We start from the raw sequence: 22176 nt of genomic DNA, 5'->3' as shown, positions 1-22176 counted from the left end.
AAAGCTGATAAAATCCGGCAGGTGAAGCGTTTTCCCGGTAGTCTCGACTCTATGACTGTCCAAGAGAAAGGGACGACGCCGGCATTTGCCCCAACTGACGTGATTGCGGAGGAACCGAAACTCGACCCGCATCATTTGGGACCCACGATTACCCAATCCGGGGTCGCCTTTTCCGTCTATGCCCACCAAGCCACAGCGGTAGAGCTATGCCTGTTCGACGCTCCTGACGAGCACGGGCACTACCAGTCCGAACGGCGGATTCGGCTGCGCGGACCATTCCGCGGGATTTGGCACGGCAACATTCGCGGTGTGCGCCCCGGTCAAGTGTACGGGTATCGGGCATACGGACCGTGGGATCCCGACGCGGGATTGTTTTTTAACCCGCAAAAGGTCCTGCTCGACCCTTATGCAAAAGCGATTACGCGGACCCCTATTCTCAGCCCGCAGCTCTACGCCCACCAGGTCGATGCCGAGCTGAAGCCTGTAACCCATGAGCTGACTATGAATCCGCTTGATTCCGCGGATTACAACGCGCTCTCAGTCGTAGTAAACACGCATTCTTTCCCGGTGGCGGACCACCCGCGCACCCCGTGGCCGCGCACCGTCATTTACGAAGCGCATGTCAAAGGTTTGACCCGGCAATTGCCCGGAATTCCCCCCGAGCTGCAGGGCACCTATGCCGGTTTAGCAAACCCCGTCACCATTGATTACCTGAAAAACTTGGGCGTGACCGCGATTGAGCTACTGCCGATTCACGCGAAGATGCCCGAACCGTTCCTGGCGGAACGTAACCTGACTAACTATTGGGGCTACTCAACTTTGAGCTATTTTGCGCCCGAGCCGACCTACGCGACCGAAGCTGCCCAGCGGCAAGGTCCGCAAGCCGTGTTGGACGAGGTCCGTGGCATGGTCTCGTTGCTGCACCAAGCCGGTATTGAAGTCCTGTTGGACGTGGTTTACAACCACACCGCTGAGGGCGGTACCCTGGGTCCCTCCCTCAGCTTGCGCGGTCTGGATTCGCAAGCTTACTACATCTGGAATCACTGCTACCCCAACGAAATGGTGGACTTTACCGGCTGCGGTAACACGATTGATTTCACATCCAACCGGGCGGTGGCACTGTTGCTGGATTCGCTACGGTATTGGGCTGGAGAAGTCGGGGTGGACGGTTTCCGTTTCGATTTGGGGGTCACGTTGGGACGCAACCGCGAGCAGTATGCCCTGCGCCACCCCTCTTTTGTCGGCATGGCGACCGACCCGGTCCTGGCGGGCTGCAAACTCATTGCCGAACCGTGGGACATGGGACCGAACGGGTGGCAGACCGGCAATTTCCCTACGCCTTTTGCGGACTGGAACGACCGCTACCGCGACGGTATCAGGGGATTTTGGCTCACCGACGCGGCAGCGTTAGCGCAGGAGCGTCACGCGCACGGTCCGCACGAGCTCGCTACTCGCGTCTCCGGGTCGGCTGACCTCTACGGTTCCAACATCACTGAATACAACCGCGGACCGGGAGCTTCCATCAACTTCATCGCCGCCCACGACGGCTTCACGATGGCAGACCTGGTGACTTTTGACCACAAACACAACGAAGCCAATCTGGAAGGCAACCGGGACGGGACAAACAACAATAACTCGTGGAATCACGGTCACGAAGGTCATGTTCTCAGAGGTAAAGAACTCGGGGATCTACTCTCGCTCGAAACAGCGACACCAGACGACCCCACCCCGCAATCTGGGGAAGGTCTCTCCCCCCGGTTCAGCCGGATGGATCCCACGACCCCGTTCCAGGGGGATCCCCTGGAACGATCCGAGACGGTCGAAATCGCGACCAGCCGGCTAAAGACCTTACGAAACTTGTGGGGAACCCTGGCAATCAGTTCCGGGACACCCATGATTTTGGCAGGGGACGAGTTTGGGAACTCGCAGAACGGCAACAATAACGCCTACTGTCAGGATGGGCCGATTTCCTGGTTGGATTGGCATTGGCAGCCTTGGCAAAAGGGATTGTTCGAAACTGCCCGCTACCTGCTGCGTTTGCGCGCTGAGCACCCGGTCATGCGTCCCGATGAGTTCGCCTCCGGGATGCCTCAAGACGGGGATAAACTCCAGGATCTGTCTTGGTACAACCGCGAAGGCGAACCTTTAACCCCCGGCGCCTGGCATGATCCGAGTAACCGCGTGCTCCAGATGTTGCGTTCCGGTGCCCCTTGGGACGACGTAGATTTGCTGGTCATGATTAACGGGACCAGGGATGAAGTCCAGATTAATCCCCCGCGGGCGCGTTCCCGCGTGTTTAGGCTGGTATGGGATTCCACCTGGCCCGATCCGAGTGCTCGCGAGGGCAACGCTGCGGAAAAGCTGCAGTTGTTGACCGGTTTGAACTCTGCGGTGCCTTCACCGCAGTCTCGCGACACGAATGACCCGGTCGCACTGTTTGCCGAGGAGGTCGGAGTCACCCCCGGGTCCGGGATTCGTCTGGCAGAAGTCATTTCTGAGCTGCCCGTGACGGTACGCGGGATGAAGTCCCAAATGGAGCCGTTCTCGATGCGGATTTTCTTTGCGGAAGTGCCGGATAACCCCTCCGGGAACGAAAAAATCGATTTGCTCAACACCCTGCGCAAAGTCCAAAAGCGCTAAGGCGACGCCCCGCCCTTGTGAACGCGACTACTCGTCTAACAGATAGTCGCGACGCCCCAGCCTTTGCGGCGTCGCTTTCGCCAGCGAGGACGGGTAGGGTTTGTTTTCCCCTGCTGCCCCCGGACGCCCTTTGAACTCGCCGGCGCGGAAAGAATCCTCCCCGACTTCATATGCCCATTCCAGCAGCATGTCAGTAGTTTCTTCGACCAGCTCACCGCGGGTTTCCGGGCTGACCGACGCGCCTTGATGATCCAGATTGATAATCCACAGGGCGCGCTCTACCATGCGGTCTGCCACGGCCTGAGCATGGTCGCGACGCCGAATCAAGTCCTCTGGCTTCTTGTGATCGTCTTGCGTTTCCATCAAACCCCGTAGTTCATTCCCATAGCGACTTTCATTTCGCGCAGCACGTCGTTGGCTTCATCGCGGACTTTTTCATTGCCGCGCGCCAGCACACTCCACAAGTATCCTTCGTCGCGCATCAGCTCGGCGCGACGTTGACGTAGCGGGCGCAAGTGTTCGTTCAGCGCCTCTGTCACCAGGGCTTTCAGCGCCCCACCGCCACCGGCACCAATCTCCGCGGCGATGTCCTCGGGAGCCTGCCCGGTACACAGCGAAGCGATGAGCAACAGGTTTGACACTTCCGGACGCTGGACGGGATCGAAAGTAATCTGTCGATCAGAGTCGGTCACGGCTTTTTTCAGGACTTTCGCGGTGTCGTCCTCGCTGGCACGCAACTCCACCGTATTGTGCCGGGACTTACTCATCTTTTGACCGTCAGTGCCCAGAATCATCGCGCCCTGACCCAATAGTCCCTGCGGCAGGGGCAGCACGCCATGCCCGGTCTTTTTACCGGTCTGTGGGTCGCGTTGCGGATAACGTTTGTTGAACCGTTTGGCGAGCACCCGCGCTTGTTCCAAGTGCGGCAGCTGGTCCTGCCCCACCGGCACCAGGTTCGCCTTGGCGCACAGGATGTCCGCCGCCTGATGTACCGGGTAAGTCAGCAACAGCCCAGACATGGGACGCGCGGCGGCTTCCAGCTCGGCTTTTACGGTCGGGTTACGGTGCAGTTCCGCCTCAGTCACCAGGGACAGGAAAATGACCAGCATTTCGTGAATGGCAGGAATCTGAGAATGGCAGAAAATCGTGGATTTTTCGGGGTCAATCCCCGCCGCCAGGTAATCTGCCACCAGGTTTAACACGTATTCACGCACGTTGCCGAGGTTGTCCCGGTCAGTAATGACCTGGTAATCCGCGATGAGTACGGTGGTGTCAATGCCAAGGTTTTGCAGGTCCACCCTGGTTTTCAAGGTGCCAAAATAGTGCCCGATGTGCAGGAATCCGGTGGGTCGATCCCCGGTCAGGATGCGGTACTTTCCGACATTTCCCGCCGCGATGTCAGCTGCAATCGCTTTCGAGGTTTCCTGAGCTGCCTTCAAGGTAGCGCGTACTTCCGTCTCGCTGGCCACCTGATTTTCATCCTTAGTCATTTCTTCACTCACCGTTTAAGTCTAACCCACTAACCACGAAAGGCATTTTCAAAAATCCCGGCATGTTACAGTTAATGGTGTCTGTAAGAATCCCCACTTTTGAAACGTATTAGGGGTGTAAGGACTTCACCATCCCATGCGAGATGCAGAAGTAATCAATAGGATGAGTACGGAATTCATCCACCCAACAAGTTAGGAAACACAATTATGAAGAAGTCTGTTTTGACTTTCGGGGCGGCTGCAGCTGCCCTGGCTATGACCGTGCCGATGAGCGCGGTTGCGGCAACCGATTCCGACCGTTACGCTGGCGCAGACCGTTACAACACCGCGATTTCGGTGGCCAGCGCTTTTGGCACCTCCGACGTGGTTTATCTGTCTCGTGGCGACTCCCAAGCCGACGCAGTCGCCGGCGGCAAACTGCCCAGCGGTCCCCTTTTGCTGGTCAACGGCTCCCCCACCGTGCAAAAGAACGTTGCCGAAGCCATCACTAAGTTAAAGGCCACTAAAGTTGTGGTGCTGGGTGGCACTGGCGCGGTTAGCGACGCCACGGTAAAGGCAGTTGCTGGGAAAGCCACCGTGACCCGAATTGCGGGCGCGGACCGGTTTGGGACAGCAGCTGAGATTTCCAAGAACCTGTTCCCCGAGGGCAAGACCAGCGCCAAAGTTTACTTGGCTAACGGCATCACCTTGGTCGATGCCCTGGTTGGTGGCACCATGACCGATGGTGCCCCGGTTCTGTTGACCAACGGCTCCGGCACTTTGCCTGCCGCAACCCTGAATGAAATCAAGCGCTTGAAGCCCTCCGAGGTCGTCGCTTTGGGCGGCGAAGGCGCGGTTCTGCCTGCCGAATTGAACGCGGCAGCGACTGCTAACGGTGCTGGTGGCGGCTCTGGGATGACCAAAGATCAAGCGAAAGCTAAGCTCCAAGCTGATCTAGATAAAGCAGCTCGTGAAGCCGATATGAAACTCGATGGCTGGTACACCATTGCTGACGGCAAGACCGCGAAAGACTTCGTGAAATCCAATGTCAATAATAGTGGTGTCGAAAAAACTATCGAACTCACTGCACCCCGTGTTCTTAAGAGCGAGGTAAAAACGGCAGGCAATGACAAAATTCTGAAGTCTGACACCAAGACGGGTGCAGTTGCCCCCGCCGATGCTCCAGTCCAGCAGACTGAAAAAGATGCTAAGGGCAAGCTGGTGGCGACCTATGTCGGTATCAAGAACGTCAAGACAAAAGAGGACTTGAAGAAAGATTTCGATACTGCCAAGGCTGCTTACGAAGCCGATAAGACCAATAATGCAAAGAAGGAAGCTTATGATAAAGCTCAAGCTGCCTACGATGCCGCCCCTCTCCAAGCAGAGAAAGATGTTTTGGTCGCTCAGGCTAAATTGGAAAAGAAAAAGGCAGATGACGCAAGGACTGCTGGTCCGACCGATGCTGCCATCCAGGCTTACTTGGGTGGAGCGGGTGCCAAGGCTTCTCGCATCGCCGGGGCGGATCGCTACCTGACCGCTCTCGAGATTGCCAAGACGCAGTACCCGAACGGCACTAACGCCAAGGCTCTGTACTTTGCTAACGGTATGGCTTCGGCAGATGCCACCGTCGCTGGTTTCATCGATAATAAGGCTGAGCTGGCTGGTCCGGTTCTGCTGGTGCAGAAAGACTCCGCACCTGCGGAGGTAACCGCTTTTGCCAAGGCGGCTCGCACGGCAAATGCGGCGCTGGCTGGTAAATTCAAGGCTTTGGGTGGCGTAGGCGTAATCTCTGATTCCCTGGTTGACCAGTTCAAAGACTTGCTGAAGTAAGTTCTTCGGGCTTTTTTGGGGGGCGGCTGCAGCCGCCCCCTTCGCTTACCCGCATCCATTCCGCGCCCAGTCCCACCCAAAGCGCCACGCACCCCACGGAGACGCACACCACACTTGTGCCCCTCGCAGAACCCGCGTGTGCTTGTGACCTCGCTCATGAGACACGAAAAACCGGCGTCACCATAACGGCGACGCCGGGAAGCTTGTGAAAAAGCCCTTAGCGGGTTTCCTTATGCGACGTGGACTTCCGGCAACGCGGGCAGTACTTGTTCAGCTCCAAGCGATCCGGAGTGTTGCGCCGGTTCTTCTTGGTGATGTAGTTGCGCTCCTTGCACTCAGAGCACGCCAACGTAATCTTCGGGCGAATGTCTTTCGATTTTGCAGCCACTGTTTTACTTCTTTCTAATCGCTTATCCCCTGCGGTTATCCGGTTCGGGTCCGTAGCGGGGGAGGGATTCGAACCCTCGACCTCACGATTATGAGTCGTGCGCTCTCACCAACTGAGCTACCCCGCCTCGCTGCTCAGCGGCGCGAACCGTCAAGCGTGAAGCGAGCCCCGGCAGAGAATCGAACTCTGGACCTTCTCCTTACCATGGAGACGCTCTGCCGACTGAGCTACCGGGGCAACGAAAGTTTAGTTTACAGGATTCTGGCGCTCGTGACAAACTGAGCTCAACGCGCAGCTCTATACGTATTTTCGTGAGGTTTTCGGCTGGTTCTTTCACCGGTCCGTTTAGTTTCGCGTGCAGCAGGGAATTGTGGGGATTTCAGCGTTTTTGTACCGGTTTCAGGCGTGGGGTGAGTGCTGGGATTTTTTGGGCGTCACGCCCCGACGAAAGTTGGCGAACGGGATTGGCGGGGCAAAGTCGGCGAACGGGATTGGCGGGGCAAAGTTTGCGAGCGGGATTGCCAACCCCCCAGTCTGGTCCCATTTCCGCGCCGTACCGGCACACCAGGACCAGTGTGCAGACATAAAAGTTAGAATAACCCTCATGAAGCAAGAACCCGACGACGGGACGACCCTGAACGACTGCGCTGGTCGACCCACCACCTCCACCCTGGTGCTGCTGATAGTGCTGACGTTCATCGCTATGGCAGCAAGCGCGGAACTGGTGCTGTCCGAAATTCAGACGCTGAAACACCCCGCGGAGCATCTCGGATGCGATCTGAACCCGCTGATTGGCTGTTCGGCTTCGCTCACTACCTGGCAGGCTCACCTATTGTTTGGCATCCCGAACGCGCTGGTCGGAGTCGGGTTATTCGCTGGTTTGGCAGGTGTGTTCCTGGCTTGGTGCAGCGGGCAGATACCGCGCTGGCTGGGGGTGCTGATTGAAGCGGGGCTGACCGGAGGAATGGTGCTGATTGCGTTTTTCCTGCATCAATCCATTTTCGAGTTCACGAAACTGTGCCCGTTCTGTTTTATCGTCTGGACCTGCACGATTATCTTGTGGGTGCAGCTTGGGGCGGCACTGATGCGGCTCGGCTGGTTGTTTCCCGGCACCGGGTTTGCCCGGATTTGGACGGCGCAGCGTTGGCTTATTACCGCGATTATCTTGCTTTTGATAGTCTTGGTCGTAGCAGTGACGCTATCAGACAAACTTGTTTACTTATTCTGACCGAAAGGCGAATGCGGTGCGGAGAGAACTGACCGACGATGAGGAACAATTTTTAGAGACTATCCGCACGATGCTTTTGGCTCGACCGCGCGCCCACGCCGATGCCAGCCGCGAAAACATGCACCGCTTGGCGCGTTTGGCCCAGGCTTTTCTGGCGTCACCAACGTCGCTCAATAACCTGGTGGGACCCGTCTGCCGGACCGGTAATGTTTGTGACTGGCTGGGCGTGTCTCGCCAAGCGATTATGAAAGCCGTGCGGGACGGGCGTTTGCTGGGATTTCGGACTTTGGATCGGAAGTGGGTTTACCCGGCTTGGCAGTTTTCCTCAGCCCAGGCTTACGCGAACTGTGTGCGGATGTTACCGCCCGTAGTGGATATTTTGGGTTCGCGAGGTTTGAATGATTTTGACCGCGCCAAGTGGTGTTTTACGCCGAATGCGCTGTTGGCGAAGGCGGCAGCAGGTTCGGATCAGCCCGGTCCGCAATCTGAATGGCCTTCTCCCGAGGGGTGGATTCGCAATGCAAAACCGCTGGAGGATTTGATTCTGGCTGCCAAGAAGGCAACCCCGGCTCCCCCGGATTCTCCCCAGGCGCTGCCAACACCGCGACTGTCGGACATCGCGCTCGCAGATTTAGCTTGAAATCCGCTACACTATAGTGGCGCCAGGGCGAGTGGCGGAATTGGTAGACGCGCAGGATTTAGGTTCCTGTGTCTTTGACGTGGGGGTTCGAGTCCCCTCTCGCCCACTTTTGTTTGTTACCTGCCGCTTTCGCGGCACCCGGTGTGCGCGCGAGGACTGGCGGCGTTCGGGGGGATGCCTCTCAGTCGCAGAAATGGGGTCCCGTTCTGTTTTTCTAAGCGGCAAAGCCGCTAAGAAAAACTACGAACACCCATATGCTCCTTCGAGGTCCCCCCTCCACCACCGCCCTCGCGTATCCGAGCGAGCAAGTAAACGCCGGCACAATCTGGGGGTAGACGGGCGAGAGGATACTGGGCTACGAGCTTGGTTGCGGATAATGTAATCCACGCACACTCTGAAACCAAGTGAGTTTCACCCCTGAATAGCGCTAAATTCAGGCTATGAGCACAGGAATTTAGACTGGCGAGGCGAGGAGCGTTGGGGGCGACTCAGCGAGAGGCTGGGGGGTGAGCGTTTTGCGACAATAGTCGCGCAAAACGCGAGGGGGTACTCCCCCTTTCGCCTCTCGCGAGCGCCCCCGAGCGACAGCCCCGCAACAAATAACCGTTGGGAATTGCTTACCTGAGGGCAGCTTTTTCCTGAGCCTTGAACTGATTGAATCGGGGCAGGAATTTATCCCAATCGATAGCGTGTCCGTCCAGCTCAGGACCGTCAATACAGGCGTGTTTCCGCACCAATTTGCCAGTTTCGGGATCGACAAAAGGCACCATGCAGGCTCCGCACATCCCGGTCGCGTCAACCATAATCGAGTTCAGCGACGCCACGGTAGGCACGCCATACTTCCCCGTCAACAGACAGACAAACTTCATCATGATAGGCGGTCCGATAGTGGTGATTTCCGCAATCTGGCGCCCATCGCTGCGACCGTCCCGCAGCATTTCTTCCAGCGGCAACGTCACCACACCCTGACGCCCAAACGACCCATCGTCCGAGGTCAACACCACATCCAGCAAATCCGGATACTGACGACGCAGCACTTCAACACGCTCCGGGCTGACCCCGGCCGGATCCCCATACGGGTCGGTCCAGAACAGCAAGTCGCGATGGCGCGCCCCCAGCACCAGGGTCACGTGATTGCCCAGCTCCAAGTGTTTACGGACAATCGGATAGGCGGGCGCTAACCCAACTCCACCAGCCACAAAACACACACTTTGGGTGGCAGAGTCGAATTGTTCCATCTTTGACGCCAAGCCCAGCGGTCCGGCAATCCCGTAAAACGCCTGACCAACTTCCATCGCGCACATAATCTGGGTCGATTTGCCCACCGCTTGCACCACGATGGAAATCCAGCCCTGTTCCCGGTCGAAATCGGCAACGGTCAGGGGAATCAGCTCGCCTTTCTCGTGGGTCATGAACCGGGCAAACTGTCCGGGCTGCACCGCACGGGCGACCGCCGGGGCGTGCAGTTTCATTTCCCAAGTCCGTTCCGACAGTTGGCGTTTTTCCAAGATTCGATAGGCCGAGGCGGCGCTTTGCGTGTATTCCCAAGCGCGTTGCACCCGCTGGCGGACTTCCTCCGGTTCCAATTTGGTCGCCAAATCCCCCATCTGGCGGGCGGCGGCTTGGCCATCTCCGGCTGCCTTAATCGCGGTAGACCCGCCGCGAGAAGCGTCTCCGCCGGAGTAAATCCCCTCCAGATTGGTGGCTTGCGAGGGGGTTTCTGCCGCCCTATCAGCCCCATCAGCCCCGCCAGCCGTACCTGCGCCAGCGCTGCCAGCCTCACCGCCAGTGGCATCTTTACCGACCTTGATGACACCCCACTGCTGCACCGCTAGGTCGGGCTGGGAATCGCGGATAATCGGGTTGGAACTGTTGCCCAGCGCCATAATCACCAGGTCAGCGTCCATTTCCAGGATTTCCCCGGTCGGCTGGGGCCGGCGCCGCCCGGACTCGTCAGGCTCCCCCAGCTCCATCACCCCTACGCTGGCTCCGCAAACATGGTGGTTTTCATCCTCATGAAACTCAGTGGGCGAGCGCAGCTCAGCCACCACAATACCCTCTTCCAAAGCGTGATGCAGTTCCTCCACGCGAGCCGGCATTTCCGCCTTGGTCCGCCGGTACACAATCGTGACGTGACCGCCCAAGCGCCGGGCGGTGCGTGCCGCGTCCATCGCCGTGTTTCCTCCGCCAATCACCAGGATTTCTTTCCCCGCGACTTCGGGCAGGGGCGTGTCATAGTCGGGCAGGTTGCCGTGCATCAGGTTTACGCGGGTCAGGAACTCGTTGGCGCTCATGACCCCGTTGAGGTGCTCGCCGGGCACGTTCATGAACTTTGGCAGCCCGGCGCCGGTACCGACGAAAATGCGCCAAAAGCCCGCTGCTTTCAGGTCGTCTAAGGTCGCGGTCTTGCCCACCACGAAGTTCGTCACGAAACGCCCGCCCAGCAGGCGAATCTTGTCCACTACGTCGTCGACCAGCTCGTTAGGCAAGCGGAACTCGGGAATCCCGTATTTCAACACCCCGCCCAGGGTATGAAACGCTTCGAACACGGTGACCGGGAAACCCTGGTTCGCCAGCAAGAACGCGTTAATCAATCCGGAGGGACCCGAGCCGACGATGGCAATCGGGGGCTTTTCCGCGGTCTGCCACGGGTCGGGGCGCCCTTCGAAACGTTTGAGAATCGCTTCGTTGCCGTGCACAATTTTTTCCCGCTGGGGCAAAAACCATTCCAACTGACCAATCTCTATGGGACGCGCCTTGTGCACACACACCCCTTGACATTGCAGCTCCTGGGGACATACCCGCCCGGTCACGTTCGGCAGCGGGTTTGACTCTTCCACAACACGCAGTGCCCGGTCAAAATCGCCCTCTGCAATAGCCTGCATCACGTCCGGGACGTGAATCTGCACCGGGCAGCCCCCGACTTTGCGCCCCTGCAAGAAAGCGCCCAGTTCACAGGGGCGATCCGCGCAGTGTTTATCCCGCATGGATTCCAGCCACACAAACAGGTCGACTTCCCGCTGGGTATAGCCCTGGGTCAAATATCCCAAATACCCTTGCGTGACCAGGTCAAAGTCATGTACTCGCTGGGACGCCGGGCGCACGTAGGGAGCGACGTGGCTGGCAGCGGGCCAGTTGTCGCTCAGCCCCGCAAACATCGGGTAGCGCTCGGACAACCAGGTGTCAATCGCGCGAATAAACACGCGTTTCTTGCCCAGCGGCAAGTTCCACAGGAAACGCATCATGATGCGTCCCACCGTGTCCTCGCGTTCCAGCAGTTCCCAAATTTTGCGGGTCAGCGCCTCGGGCAGCTCTCCAGTATCAAAAGCCGCGTGCAGCTGCGCCAAGCCTTCAGCCACAAACATGGCTTGAAACAGTTTCGGGTCGGCGTTAAACCGGCGTTCCAAAATGTTGAGTTGCACCGTGTTCATCGTGTCAAGCATCGGTTTCCCCTCCCCCGGTCACGAGATGATTTCCGCGTCACAGTTCGCGACGACTTTCGCAATGCGGGCGCGCAACTCGTCGGTCACTTTCACGTTTTCCAGCGAGCCGGGAATCAGCCGCGCCACCGGAGTGGGCTTGCCATCAACGATTTCCGTAGAAGCCTCGAAATACTCGGGAATCTCTTGATAACAAGTCTTGCAGTCCGTGCATTGGGCTATTTTCTCTAGCTCGTAGCGAAAGGGCGTACCGGAACCTGCGGGGGCAGAACCGCTCGCGTCCGACCCGGAGGCACCACCGGTCGAGCTGGCTCCCCCACCGAATCCACCCAAGAACGGTAGTGGCGTCGTGGTAGTGCCGGTCGCGGCGACTTCTGCCATCGCTTTCGCCATGAGTTCAATCATTTCTTCTTGCGACTTCGCGGCGGCGTCACGAGTTTCGGTCAACTTCTTTTCCAGGTCAGCTTGGGCTTTCCGGGCCGCAGCCAGGTCTTGCCCGGCCAGGTATTGCAGGAAAGTCCAGTATTCCCGGCACTGCTCGGTCAGCTTCACGATGGAGGGCGACACCTGGATTTTCACCAGATTCCCCTCCGCGCCAGTCGTATAGATAAACGGAGTGGCGGTTTCCCGCGCGGTCGCGTCCATTTCTATATATTCCGCCACCAGGGTCGGGTTTTCGGCATTGTCCGGCAGTGGTTTGAAGTGTTTCTTAAACCGCAGCTCAGAGTAGGCAAAATCTGCTGGCGTGTACGGCAGGTCCATCAGCTGGGTTTTTCCGTCCGCATCGTGGTAGCTGAGTTTGTAGTGTGACCAGAGCTTCTTTACATCCGGGTTGCCGTCGATGATGAAACGGTCACTGAACTCGGCGTGTGCCGGTTCGTGAACAAACAGCGGGCTGACACGTGATTTCACCGCCATCCGACTGTGTTCACTGGCCATGTCGTCCCCGATTCCGTGTTCGGGCTGGCAGGGGGTGTACACGTCTATCAGCGCCGGGTAGTCGACTTGCGCCAGCGCGCGAGACACGTTCTTTAGGAAGTGCCCCTGGTAAGCCGTGGAGGTAGACACCACCAGGACGTTGGGGTGCATCGCTGCCAACAGACCCAGCTCTTTGCGCTGCTCAGATTTACCTTTCAAATATTTGCCGTAGCGGGACAGGTCCGCATCTTGCCCCTCCAGTGAAGCCGTGGACGCCTGACCGCCCGTGTTGGAATAGGCTCCCGTGTTCAACACCAGCATCTTTATGGGGGTTCCGGATGCCATGATGCGGCTCATCGCCCCAAAGCCAATGTCATAAGACGCCCCATCGCCACCGATGGTCATCACCGCCGGCATCAACGCGAGTTCCTCGTCCGTAAAGTGTTTCCATTCCGGAGCATCGCTGGGAATCGCCGCGCCGGTCGCGCCCGCGAGGATGGCACGGGCTTGACGCAGCGCTAACACGTCCATCGACAAATCGGCTGCCAAGCCCTCGTAAATACCCTTCGCCAAGGGTTGGGCATCTTGGAACAGCCCGTTGACCCAAGGCTGCTGGTAAGGGTTAAACGGTGCGGTCGAAGCATAAACCGAGGAACACCCGGTCGAGTTCGCCACTACCGCGGCCGCCGGACCCCGCCCTCCTGCCGGTCCTTCGTAACGATACAGACGCTGCTCCAGACGCGCACGCACCTGATCAATCAGCTCGCCCAGCGCCGTGTCGGTGACAGCGTGGCGCTTTTCTTCCAACGCTGCTACCAATTCCTCAAGTTCCTGACGGTGACGCAACACTCTGCCATTGTTGATGTCGTTAGCCAAAGCCATGGTTTGACGCACGGCAGTGACTTCGCCACATCCACGGCACGCCCCGTGCCCGCCAATGGTCGCGTAATAGTTGTCGCGGTTCAGGAAAATCCGCTTCATGTCGAGGCTGGGTCCACCGTTCGGGTCGCTGAATTCGCTCGGCGAGTTCGGCAGTTTTGTCAGGAACGCAAAGCGCTGCTGCGCCGTGTCCAGCACCTCATCGTCTTGGTCGGTACCAATCAGGGCGTGCGGACCACACACCGCCACGCATTCCAGACAGCCGGTACACTTCCACGGGTCGACAGTCGCGCTGAACAGGACTCCCGCACCGGGTTGGCGTTTTTCAGTGGAGTCAAAGAACGGTCGGGTGCGTGCCACCGGGAAGGTTCGTAACGTGTCTGCCACCGCCGCTACCGCCGCAGGGTCGGCATTTTGTGAGGTCGCCACCTCGGTAAAGACATCCGCGATTGCCGGACGCGCCTTCGTGTCCAACAGTGCCTGGCGCATCGCCCCGGCAATCGCCTCCACCTGCGATTGCAGGCTCGCGCCGGCTTCACCGGTCTGTTCTATAGCAGTCTCCAGCAGGGTGTCGATAGTGAACACCGTGTTTGGAATCGCCCCATCCGGGCACGCCAGAGCACATTCCATACAGCCGGTACACACGCTTGGGTCGAACACCGGGATAGTACGGCGGAACAGACCCTTGTCCTTTTCTGCCGAGGACGCCGGGGGCAAGAAATAGCCAGTGCCGGGATAAACCGGGGCTTCGCTGATGGTTCCCTGCGCAAAGGGTTCCGCCACGACCCGCCGGAAATAATCCCGATCGAACAGCCCGGCGGTCAACGCACAGCCACTGGCGCCACGCTGGCACATTGTGGCTGACAGGGAGGCGTTCAAAGCCGGACGGGAATGCCCGGATCCCGCCGTCGCGCCTGCCGACCCGCCCTCCGAATCAGCGTCGAGCTGTTCCCAATCGACCTTTTGCGTCGCGCTCGCCCCGTCCTGGACCACAGCCATATTTGCTTCTACAATCGCCGGACCTTTCGCCCCGAACTTGTGCTCGATTTGTTCGCGAATCTTTGCCAGCATGTCCGCTTCGCTGGCCCCGGAAGCAATCCGGTCCACTTTGGTGGCGATAGCCCCGATGAAAGCCACACCCATCATGCGGGTTTGCAAGCCCGGATTGGGGGCGTGCTTCAGCGCGACCCCAAAAGCGTCGAGGATAAACAGGTTGATGTGCCGATCCCGAATGATTTGTTTCGCCCGGCGCGGCAGGCTCGCCCACAGCTCGGCGGGAGTTTTGTCAGATTGCAGGATAAACGTCCCGCCCTCCGCCAAGCCTTTCAGCGGGTTCGTGTGCGCAAACACCATGTGGTCCGGGCTGACCACAATCTCTACGTCCTCCAGCTCGGCGTTCGTAATCCTGATAGTTTCCGGGCTCAACGTGATGTAGTAGTTCGTGGCAGCCCCCGATTTTTCCGAACCGTACTTCGGGGCAGCTTTGCTGTGCAAGTGCAGCATTTCTGCCAAAATGTCTGCCAACAGTTTCCCGGTAGCAATTGTGCCGTAGCCCCCCACCGAGTGGAACCGAATCCGCATCGCTTCCTTAGGCAGCAGGTCTTTCGGGTTTTCTTCCAGGTGAAGTGCCATTTTGGTAGTTTCCGGGTACGCTTCACGCAGCCGGTCCTGCATCGCTTTTTGTTCCCCGGTCGCGTCATCGTCAAAGAACGTCGAGCCGATATAGAATTCAGGAGCCAATTCACCCGCCTGCATCGCTTTGAACGTGGCGATGAGGTGACGCGGCTGGACATCGTGACCGCCCAAGCCAAAGAACCCGGTGGACAACTGGGGCATTTCCCCAGTCTCTACCGCCGGAATATCCGGGTAGCGCGCAGGCAGATTGCGCTGCACCGCCGCCGCATTTTGCCCGGCTTTCACCAGCGCGCTGTTGACGAACTTGGTCAACGCCGCCTGGTCGGAACGCTCCAACACCGTCACGGCTTTCGCGCCTTTGAGAGCCGCCACCAAGTCAGCCTCCGGGAACGGCTGCAACATGACAATCTGGACCAGACCGACCTTGAGACCCCGACTGCGCAAGTACGGCAGCACCGCCCGCACGTCCTCGCAAATCGAGCCGACCCCAACCATGATAAAGTCAGCGTCTTCACAGTTAAAGGTTTTCACCGGGGCGTAATCGCTGCCGGTCAGAGCGTTATACTCGTCCATCGCCTGGCGCACCAGCCGCGGCACATCCGCAACAAAGTGGGTGTGGTGATCAGCCACCCCGGCTTGGAAATCCGGCTGGTTTTGCACCGGTCCGGTCAAGCCTGGATTGTCAATATCCACCAGGGATGGGATCAGTTTACGGGTACCTCGCGCCGGCGCATTGACCCACTGGCGACGCCACTTGGCGACTTCCGCCGCGGGTAGATGCCCCGCGATTTCCCGATCAAACAGCTCTCCGCAACTATCGTTTTCGATGGCTTCGGCGTTATCGGCGCAGTTCAGGAACGACCGCAGCGCCTCGAGGGAGGCGGGCGCCAGCACCGACCTTTTGTTCTCCAGGAACTGACCAAACTGGAAAGCCCGACCTTTGGCACCAAACAAAATTTCCTGAGCGGCGGTGGGGCAGGGAATGTATCCCTTGGGATCGCCCAAGTATTCCTTTACCAGTTCGGCTTCCGGCAGGCGCGCTTCGCTCATCATGTGGGAAGTCGCGAAACCATCCATGCAGTTCGCCACCGGAATCAAGGACAGCGACGAGGCACGGTATGAAATCAGCGCCAGATTCGCGGCCTCCTCCGGGTTCGCTCCAAACAGGACCGTGTAACCGGCTGGGAGCAGGGCATATACGTCATCATGGCCACCCATCACGTTCAGCGAGTGCCGGGACACCACGCGCGCCGCAACCTGCAGCACAAAACCGCCGATGCGCTTGCCGACAGTGACATAGTGAGACTCCAAACCATAGAGAATCCCCTGCGAGCTGGAGGCATTTGAGATGAACTTGCCGCCGGTCAGCGCCGCGCCCATTGCCCCAGACTGAGCGGAATGCTCCCCCTCCGGCTCAAAGAAGAAGGGGTGCTGTCCCCACACGTTCTTTTGACCCGCCGCTACTGCGGCTTCGAACGTTTCCGAGATTTCCGTCGAAGGCGTGATGGGATACCCGATGACTCCTCCACACACCATGTTCATTACGCGGGCAACCGCACCGTTGCCGTTGATCACTTCCACTTTGCCGGGATACTTTGGCTGGTCTACCATTACAAATTCCTCTCGACGGGGTATTTTGGGATTGCGTGGCCGTGGCCCAGTGATTCGCATCCTACCCTGATTTTAGTAACGTCTCTTTGCCCACGCGAGGGCTCCGCGCGAGAGGCGATTTACCCGCTACCCTGGAACTGTTCGGAATTCAAGGGTTCGCGCGGTTTGGCATTTAGGAAAGGTAGGGAATCAAGTATTTGACGAGGAACTCGGTTGAGGTACTTTCGGTGACGACATCGCCGGGAATTTCCTGAGGTTTGTCTTTCCCAATAGCCCAAGTCGCCCGCCAGTGGATTCGGCAGTTAATCGTGTAGCTGCCAACACGTTGATATTTATGAGTAACTGTCCCCTCTGGCCAGGGCGCTCCCGCATTCGCGCCGGAATCCGTGGTGTTGCCGTCACCCCATTTCCATTCAAACCGTATTGGGACGGCGATGATGGTCAAAGTCTGCGATGCCACTGTTTTTACGAACTTTTGCGGCTTCGCGTCCGCCCAGACATACACGTCTTTATTCACCGCTACGTGACCTTTAGCGGGATTCATAAACAATTTGGGAGACTCAACTTTGACTTTCAGCGCTTCGCGAAGTTCCCGGTTCCAGTCATAGGAATTTTGGATGGAAACACCGTTTGTCGACTTTTTCTGACCTTTCGACCCGCCGGAGCCCTTCGCGGCGGAATTTGCCGAGGCCGAGTTGTAGCCGAAAGACTGGGAGCGAGAATCGGAAAAAGATCCGCTGATGACCCCCTGAATCACATTACCCATTCCGCTGAAGTCCCCAACGATGGCGTTCGCCACGCCGGTCCCCACGCCTGAAAGCGCAAATAAAGTCGCGATGGCTGCGGTAAACATCCGGGCACGTCGGGGAAAACTCACATTTTCAAGCTACCGTGAAGGTAGCGCACTGACCAAACCCGCGCCAGCCGGTCGGGGACCCGCCGTCCTGGGATTTCACGCAAACGCACAGGGCTGACCTGCGATTTGCCAAGTTTTTTGCCAGCATTCATTAATCATTGGATTTATAAGGTGGAATATGGGCAGTAGCTGCCATTATTGGCAGCTACTGCCCATATTCCACTGTTTATCCACAGCGACAGCGAAACCGGGGTTTTCCACAGGTAATCTGAATCGGCATTGATTTTGTTTCCGGCTGTGTCGCAAGGTGGGGTTATGGAAACGATAAACTGTGGCGTGTACACAGTAAAACAGCTGCTCACGGAGTACTCCACGCGCGACATTGCGGATTTGGTTGAGGCTGGCAACCTGGTGCGAATTATACGTGGCTGGTACGCGGGACCGGAAGCGGACCCGGATGTCGTCCGCGCGCTGAAGCATGGAGGCAGACTGGGTTGCCTGTCCGGGTGCGCAAAGTATGGACTCTGGGTTCCCCACCAAACCAACACGCACGTAATCTTGCCGGAAAATGTTCCCCTGCCCGCTGCGAGATTTGTCGAATTTCACCGCTGTATCGCGACCCAGCACGCCCCCGTTTTCGGCTTGGAAGATTGCCTGTACCAAGCCATGCGCCATCATGATGCCGAGACGGGGCTGATTGTGCTGGAATCGGCGTTGCAGGCAGGATGCATCGGTTACGACCAAGCAAAACATCTGGCAACGCGGGTGCAAAAGAAAAAAATGGCAACGTACCGGTTCCTGAACCGAGGGGCACAATCCGGTAGTGAAACCAGGGTCAGGTTATTTTTCCAGCGCCGCGGGGTCAGCGTGCGTACCCAGCATCGGACTGCACCCGGATGGGCGGACCTGCTGGTCGGCAACTCGTGGATAGTGGAATGCGATGGGAGGGAGTTTCATGACAATCCCCGCGCTTTTGAGATTGACCGCGAGCGGGATTTATCGAACGCCACCGCTGGATATCTGACTACCCGGCTGAGTTACCGCCAGATTTGGCACGACTGGGAGCGCACCACCCAGAGATTGAGCAATATTTTGCAAAAACGCCGACACCGCATCGCACCCCGAGCGTGACGAGATCCCCGGTTGGAGATATCCCAAGTAGGAAGTACTTATGATTGAAAGGGCTCAGATTGGAAGCAACCGGTTTAAAAGCACCCCGGTCGGAAATCACCCCGAATTCGAAAACACCGGGTAGGAAACCCCCGGGTAGGAAAGTGCCCCAGATTTAAAATTTGAAAGCACCCAGACGAAAAAGTATTACGAGTTTTAGGCACTCGGCGGTTTTACGGGCGGGCTTGTCGGTGAAACACCAACTATTGCCGAAGATTTGTCGGCAGTCGGCTGTCGATTTCGCAGAGGCTCCCGTCCAGACTCCAGATGTTCAAAATTGATGGCAGCCAGAAAACCGAACTGCGGAACTCCGCTTGTTTGATAGTGGATATTAGATAACAACTGCCGGGATTTTTCAACGCCTGCGCCTGAATCCGGGTGCTGCACCGTTGGCATCTGAGATTATGAGGTGGAATATGGGCAGTAGCTGCCAATAATGGCAGCTACTGCCCTATTTTCACCTTATATTCACATCCTTCATTGGTCACTGCCGAAGTTTTGCCCCCCAGCAGGACCGAATCGATCCGACATCCGAGGCGATTTCATCGCCAAAAATCCCTGCCAATTAGCTCCGAACTGGGGATTTGCCATACATAACAGCGGAGTTGACGATGCTCCGGCGATTTTCGCCCCGTTCTGATTCACCGTCCCGGCTCGCTGCGCTTTAAACCCACGACGTTTTTCTGTGGTCACGCGCCCCCATCCCACAAGCCGTGTTCAGATACCCAACCCCATCGCCACAGCAGCCCGAAGGAATCAACTCTAGGTCTCTCAAAGACCAAATCGGCTCCGAGTAGAATTGTTTTCGTCGCCACCAAAACGTCCCGCAATCGTTGAATCTGCGCGGTTTTTCAATACACTCCGGCGACCTTTTCAATTCATCTGAGCAAAATTCCACCCTTTATTACCCAGAAGAAGGGTTTATTTGAAGATGAATTTGAAGAAGAAGTTTGTGATTGGTGCTGCTTCGTTGGCGCTGGTTGCTGGCATGGGCGTCGCCCCCGCGATGGCTGCTCCGCAGCCTGGGGATGAGATTAAGTTCCCTGATGGTGGTACTTTCACTCGCGTGTTTGGTGATGAGCGTATTGATACTGCTATCGCGGTGGCTGATCGTTTGAACAAGGACACGGAGCAGAGTCTGAAGGTTGCTTACCTGGTGTCTGCTGGTCAGAACCATATGGTTGATGCTGCTACTTCCGGCATGTTGAAGGACGGTCTGGTGTTCTTGGTTCCTCAGGACAAGGCTGGTCAGCTTTTGCTGGGCGCGACCATGAAGAACAAGTTCTCGAACGTGAAGAAGCTTGTTGCTATTGGTGGTACGAGCGCGGTTTCTGATGAAGCGGTTGCTAATGTCAAGAAGATGAACGCTAACGTTACCACGACTGGTCGTCTTGAGGGTAAGAACCGTTACGAGACGAACGTGGCTGTGGCTAAGGCTGCCTACAAGAATAATGCTGGTATTAATCGGGTTTACTTGACTCGTGGCGATAACCTGGTTGACGCTTTGGCTGCTGGTTCCGTTGCTGATGGTCCGGTGCTGTTGGTTAACCATGAGGGCGATTTGGATCCTGCTACGGTGGCTTACTACCAAGGCTTGCCGAAACTCAACAAGGGTGTTGTCCTTGGTGGTCAGGCAGCTTTGTCTGATGAGCAGGTCAACAAGCTGCTGAAGGACATCAAGCTTCTCGATCCTTGGAGCTACTTGAAGTCCACTGCTGAGCGTAAGGCGGCTGTGCAGGCTGCTGCTGCTAATTACTTCGGTCAGGATGCTTGGCAGCGTCAGCAGAACTCGATGCCGCTGAAGGAAAAGTTCGAGCCGAAGAAACTGGATTCGTACGACTTCTTCGGTCAGGGTGCAACCGCTGCGGTAGCGGGTACTTCTAAGAATCCTTCTGATGTTAACACCAACGCTGTGGTGACTGATACGAAGAAGGCTTTCGTTGGTTACAAAGAGCCGATGACCCTGCTGAATAAGAACATGTTGGTGGTAACCAACAAGCATGTTGCTTTGCAAGCTGCTTTGGATGTTGCTCTGCGCAATGCTAAGGCCGAAAAGGTGAAAGCAGCCCAGTTAACATCTGCTCCTGCCGGTAATAATGCAGATGCTAAGTTGTGGCAAGCTGTTAAGGACATGTACGGGCTGGATCCGAAAGCTATGCAGGTCGTTATTAAGGACGGCAAGATTTCCGATTCTGGTGCTTTCGAATTTGATACCGACACCCAGGAGATTACTGGTTTGAATGATGCTTTGTTCGCTGATGTTCAGGCTAAGTTGTCTGACGGTGGTGACTGGGAAAAGAGCAAGGTCTACAAGGTTGGCGCTGCACAAAAGTCTACTTTGGCTGATACTGTTTACGCGGTAATCAATGCTGATACTGACGTCGTCGTGGGCGATGCTGTTACGGATAAGCTTATCGGTGTTAACTGGGATGCTTTGTTCAACGTGATGAAGGACGAGCAGGCTTCCATGGAGAAGAAGACCAAGGAAGCTAAGCAGGCTTTGCTTGATGCGGTCACGGCTTACTACAACGGTGAGGGTATGAAGCTGTTGACTGGTAGCGGTAAGGGCTGGTCGCGTCTTGATGGTGCGAACCGTTACGAGACTTCTGCCTTGTTGGCTGTCTACGAACTGCAGGAAGGTAAGTACGTTAACGGTTCTAAGGTTGATCCGGCTAATGGTCGTGTTTACCTGGCCTCTGGTGACGATGCTCACCTGATTGACTCTGTGGTTGCTGGTCAGTTGACGGATGGTCCGATTCTGCTGGTTCCCGCTTCTGGCGAGATTGACAAGTCTGTGATTCAGCACTTGGCTTACTTGAAGTACAAGCACACCAACCTGGGCACCTACATGATTGGTGGTAAGGTCGCGGTATCTGACGAAGTCCGCGACGAGGCTGTAAAAGCTTTGAAGCATGCTAAGGATTACGCTGGCGCTGATTCTCTCGGCTCGGTACCGGCAGCACCGGCAAAGCCTTACACCACTGCCCCGACCCTGCAGGCTGCTGCGACCCCGGCTAAAGATGGCACTTCTGTCAAGATTGGTGAAATCACCAACTATGCCGCTGTCAAGGCTTTGCTCGAAGACAAAAAGGGTGGTCCCATTGCAGCTGCTGACGTGAAAGTTACCATCTCCGCTGGCTCTGCATCCGATGTTAGCAACAAAGTAAGCGATGTTACAGTCGACCTTGCCAATGGCGAAATCAAAGCCAAGATTGATAGCACCGCTACTGGTTCTGGCAAGTTCAAGTTCCAGGTGACGGTCAAGGGCTACGGCGATCGTTCAGACACTAAGGCTACCGAAACTGAGGTAACTATCGCCGCCTAGGTCTACCGGTTACATTAGGCATAAATGAATAGAGTTGTGGCTCCCGGCGTATGCCGGGAGCCACTCTCGTTTAACCTGCTTTGTGTTCAGTATAGAGTCGCATTAACAAGTTCCTGGCTGTTTTTCGCGGGTGTAAACGCTGCCAGC

At 57.1% G+C, this 22176-nt stretch carries 13 protein-coding genes and 3 tRNA genes; 7 read left to right on the top strand and 9 right to left on the bottom strand.

The genetic code is table 11. From position 1 onward, the window contains the following. Nucleotides 1-51: 51 nt before the first annotated feature. Nucleotides 52-2640 (top strand): glycogen debranching protein, encoded by a 2589-nt coding sequence (locus HMPREF0573_RS05600; protein ID WP_013189161.1) that lies wholly within the window; start codon nucleotides 52-54, stop codon nucleotides 2638-2640. A gap of 27 nt (nucleotides 2641-2667) precedes the next feature. On the opposite strand, the gene HMPREF0573_RS05595 is transcribed toward HMPREF0573_RS05600, so the two are convergent. Together HMPREF0573_RS05595 and trpS are read right to left on the bottom strand one after the other, a co-directional pair. After that, on the bottom strand, nucleotides 2668-3003 hold the full coding sequence (locus HMPREF0573_RS05595; protein WP_004007296.1) for a hypothetical protein: 336 nt from the start codon (nucleotides 3001-3003) through the stop codon (nucleotides 2668-2670). Then, nucleotides 3003-4130 carry a tryptophan--tRNA ligase gene (gene trpS / locus HMPREF0573_RS05590; RefSeq protein ID WP_004009085.1) on the bottom strand — a complete coding sequence of 376 codons (1128 nt, stop codon included), beginning with the start codon at nucleotides 4128-4130 and terminating at the stop codon, nucleotides 3003-3005. Before trpS ends, HMPREF0573_RS05595 begins: the two co-directional genes overlap by 1 nt. A gap of 207 nt (nucleotides 4131-4337) precedes the next feature. On the opposite strand from trpS, the gene HMPREF0573_RS05585 reads away from it, so the two are divergent. Continuing rightward, nucleotides 4338-5939, top strand: a complete 1602-nt coding sequence (locus HMPREF0573_RS05585; protein WP_013189160.1) for a cell wall-binding repeat-containing protein — start codon at nucleotides 4338-4340, stop codon at nucleotides 5937-5939. Nucleotides 5940-6156: 217 nt separating this feature from the next. On the opposite strand, the gene rpmG is transcribed toward HMPREF0573_RS05585, so the two are convergent. The 3 genes from rpmG to HMPREF0573_RS05575 all read right to left on the bottom strand — a co-directional run bounded on the left by rpmG (nucleotide 6157) and on the right by HMPREF0573_RS05575 (nucleotide 6564). Then, complete coding sequence (gene rpmG / locus HMPREF0573_RS09550) at nucleotides 6157-6327, bottom strand: 50S ribosomal protein L33 (RefSeq protein WP_004007299.1); 171 nt, start codon at nucleotides 6325-6327, stop codon at nucleotides 6157-6159. Between the two features lie 53 nt (nucleotides 6328-6380). Further along, a tRNA-Met gene (locus HMPREF0573_RS05580) sits at nucleotides 6381-6454 on the bottom strand. Between the two features lie 37 nt (nucleotides 6455-6491). Further along, nucleotides 6492-6564: transfer RNA gene (locus HMPREF0573_RS05575), tRNA-Thr, on the bottom strand. Nucleotides 6565-6931: 367 nt separating this feature from the next. On the opposite strand from HMPREF0573_RS05575, the gene HMPREF0573_RS05570 reads away from it, so the two are divergent. The 3 genes from HMPREF0573_RS05570 to HMPREF0573_RS05560 all read left to right on the top strand — a co-directional run bounded on the left by HMPREF0573_RS05570 (nucleotide 6932) and on the right by HMPREF0573_RS05560 (nucleotide 8301). Further along, nucleotides 6932-7555, top strand: a complete 624-nt coding sequence (locus HMPREF0573_RS05570; protein WP_236585831.1) for a vitamin K epoxide reductase family protein — start codon at nucleotides 6932-6934, stop codon at nucleotides 7553-7555. Between the two features lie 16 nt (nucleotides 7556-7571). Beyond that, nucleotides 7572-8195, top strand: coding sequence for a hypothetical protein (locus HMPREF0573_RS05565; RefSeq protein ID WP_013189158.1), 624 nt, complete (start codon nucleotides 7572-7574; stop codon nucleotides 8193-8195). Between the two features lie 25 nt (nucleotides 8196-8220). Continuing rightward, nucleotides 8221-8301 (top strand) — tRNA-Leu (locus HMPREF0573_RS05560). A gap of 511 nt (nucleotides 8302-8812) precedes the next feature. Here HMPREF0573_RS05560 and HMPREF0573_RS05555 read toward each other — a convergent pair. From HMPREF0573_RS05555 to HMPREF0573_RS05545, 3 genes are all read right to left on the bottom strand, one after another. Continuing rightward, a complete protein-coding gene (locus HMPREF0573_RS05555) occupies nucleotides 8813-11638 on the bottom strand; it encodes a sulfide/dihydroorotate dehydrogenase-like FAD/NAD-binding protein (RefSeq protein WP_013189157.1) in 2826 nt (941 codons plus the stop codon). 18 nt (nucleotides 11639-11656) lie between these two features. Then, nucleotides 11657-16678: a 2-oxoacid:acceptor oxidoreductase family protein gene (locus HMPREF0573_RS05550; protein WP_013189156.1), complete on the bottom strand. Its 5022-nt coding sequence runs from the start codon at nucleotides 16676-16678 to the stop codon at nucleotides 11657-11659. Between the two features lie 172 nt (nucleotides 16679-16850). Beyond that, complete coding sequence (locus tag HMPREF0573_RS05545) at nucleotides 16851-17555, bottom strand: PKD domain-containing protein (RefSeq protein ID WP_236589679.1); 705 nt, start codon at nucleotides 17553-17555, stop codon at nucleotides 16851-16853. 294 nt (nucleotides 17556-17849) lie between these two features. Here HMPREF0573_RS05545 and HMPREF0573_RS05540 point away from each other — a divergent pair, with 294 nt between their 5' ends. After that, nucleotides 17850-18665, top strand: coding sequence for an endonuclease domain-containing protein (locus HMPREF0573_RS05540; RefSeq protein WP_013189152.1), 816 nt, complete (start codon nucleotides 17850-17852; stop codon nucleotides 18663-18665). A gap of 516 nt (nucleotides 18666-19181) precedes the next feature. Here HMPREF0573_RS05540 and HMPREF0573_RS05535 read toward each other — a convergent pair. Next, complete coding sequence (locus HMPREF0573_RS05535) at nucleotides 19182-19397, bottom strand: hypothetical protein (RefSeq protein ID WP_013189150.1); 216 nt, start codon at nucleotides 19395-19397, stop codon at nucleotides 19182-19184. A gap of 238 nt (nucleotides 19398-19635) precedes the next feature. On the opposite strand from HMPREF0573_RS05535, the gene HMPREF0573_RS05530 reads away from it, so the two are divergent. Beyond that, the gene (locus HMPREF0573_RS05530; RefSeq protein ID WP_013189149.1) at nucleotides 19636-22029 is read left to right on the top strand and encodes a cell wall-binding repeat-containing protein; all 2394 of its coding nucleotides are present in this window, start codon (nucleotides 19636-19638) and stop codon (nucleotides 22027-22029) included. Nucleotides 22030-22176: the final 147 nt, after the last annotated feature.

This window comes from Mobiluncus curtisii ATCC 43063 (genome assembly GCF_000196535.1).
In the GTDB taxonomy this organism is placed as follows: domain Bacteria; phylum Actinomycetota; class Actinomycetes; order Actinomycetales; family Actinomycetaceae; genus Mobiluncus; species Mobiluncus curtisii.
The sequence above is the reverse complement of the archived record's forward strand: the minus strand, read 5'-3'. Positions and strand labels throughout refer to the sequence as shown.

What these genes read in the sequence shown, in the direction of transcription:
- HMPREF0573_RS05550 (WP_013189156.1), bottom strand. Translation starts at nt 16,678, where the DNA reads ATGGTAGACCAGCCAAAGTATCCCGGCAAAGTGGAAGTGATCAACGGC.
- HMPREF0573_RS05530 (WP_013189149.1), top strand. Translation starts at nt 19,636, where the DNA reads ATGAATTTGAAGAAGAAGTTTGTGATTGGTGCTGCTTCGTTGGCGCTG.
- HMPREF0573_RS05570 (WP_236585831.1), top strand. Translation starts at nt 6,932, where the DNA reads ATGAAGCAAGAACCCGACGACGGGACGACCCTGAACGACTGCGCTGGT.
- HMPREF0573_RS05585 (WP_013189160.1), top strand. Translation starts at nt 4,338, where the DNA reads ATGAAGAAGTCTGTTTTGACTTTCGGGGCGGCTGCAGCTGCCCTGGCT.
- HMPREF0573_RS05540 (WP_013189152.1), top strand. Translation starts at nt 17,850, where the DNA reads ATGGAAACGATAAACTGTGGCGTGTACACAGTAAAACAGCTGCTCACG.
- HMPREF0573_RS05600 (WP_013189161.1), top strand. Translation starts at nt 52, where the DNA reads ATGACTGTCCAAGAGAAAGGGACGACGCCGGCATTTGCCCCAACTGAC.
- HMPREF0573_RS05595 (WP_004007296.1), bottom strand. Translation starts at nt 3,003, where the DNA reads ATGGAAACGCAAGACGATCACAAGAAGCCAGAGGACTTGATTCGGCGT.
- trpS (WP_004009085.1), bottom strand. Translation starts at nt 4,130, where the DNA reads ATGACTAAGGATGAAAATCAGGTGGCCAGCGAGACGGAAGTACGCGCT.
- HMPREF0573_RS05555 (WP_013189157.1), bottom strand. Translation starts at nt 11,638, where the DNA reads ATGCTTGACACGATGAACACGGTGCAACTCAACATTTTGGAACGCCGG.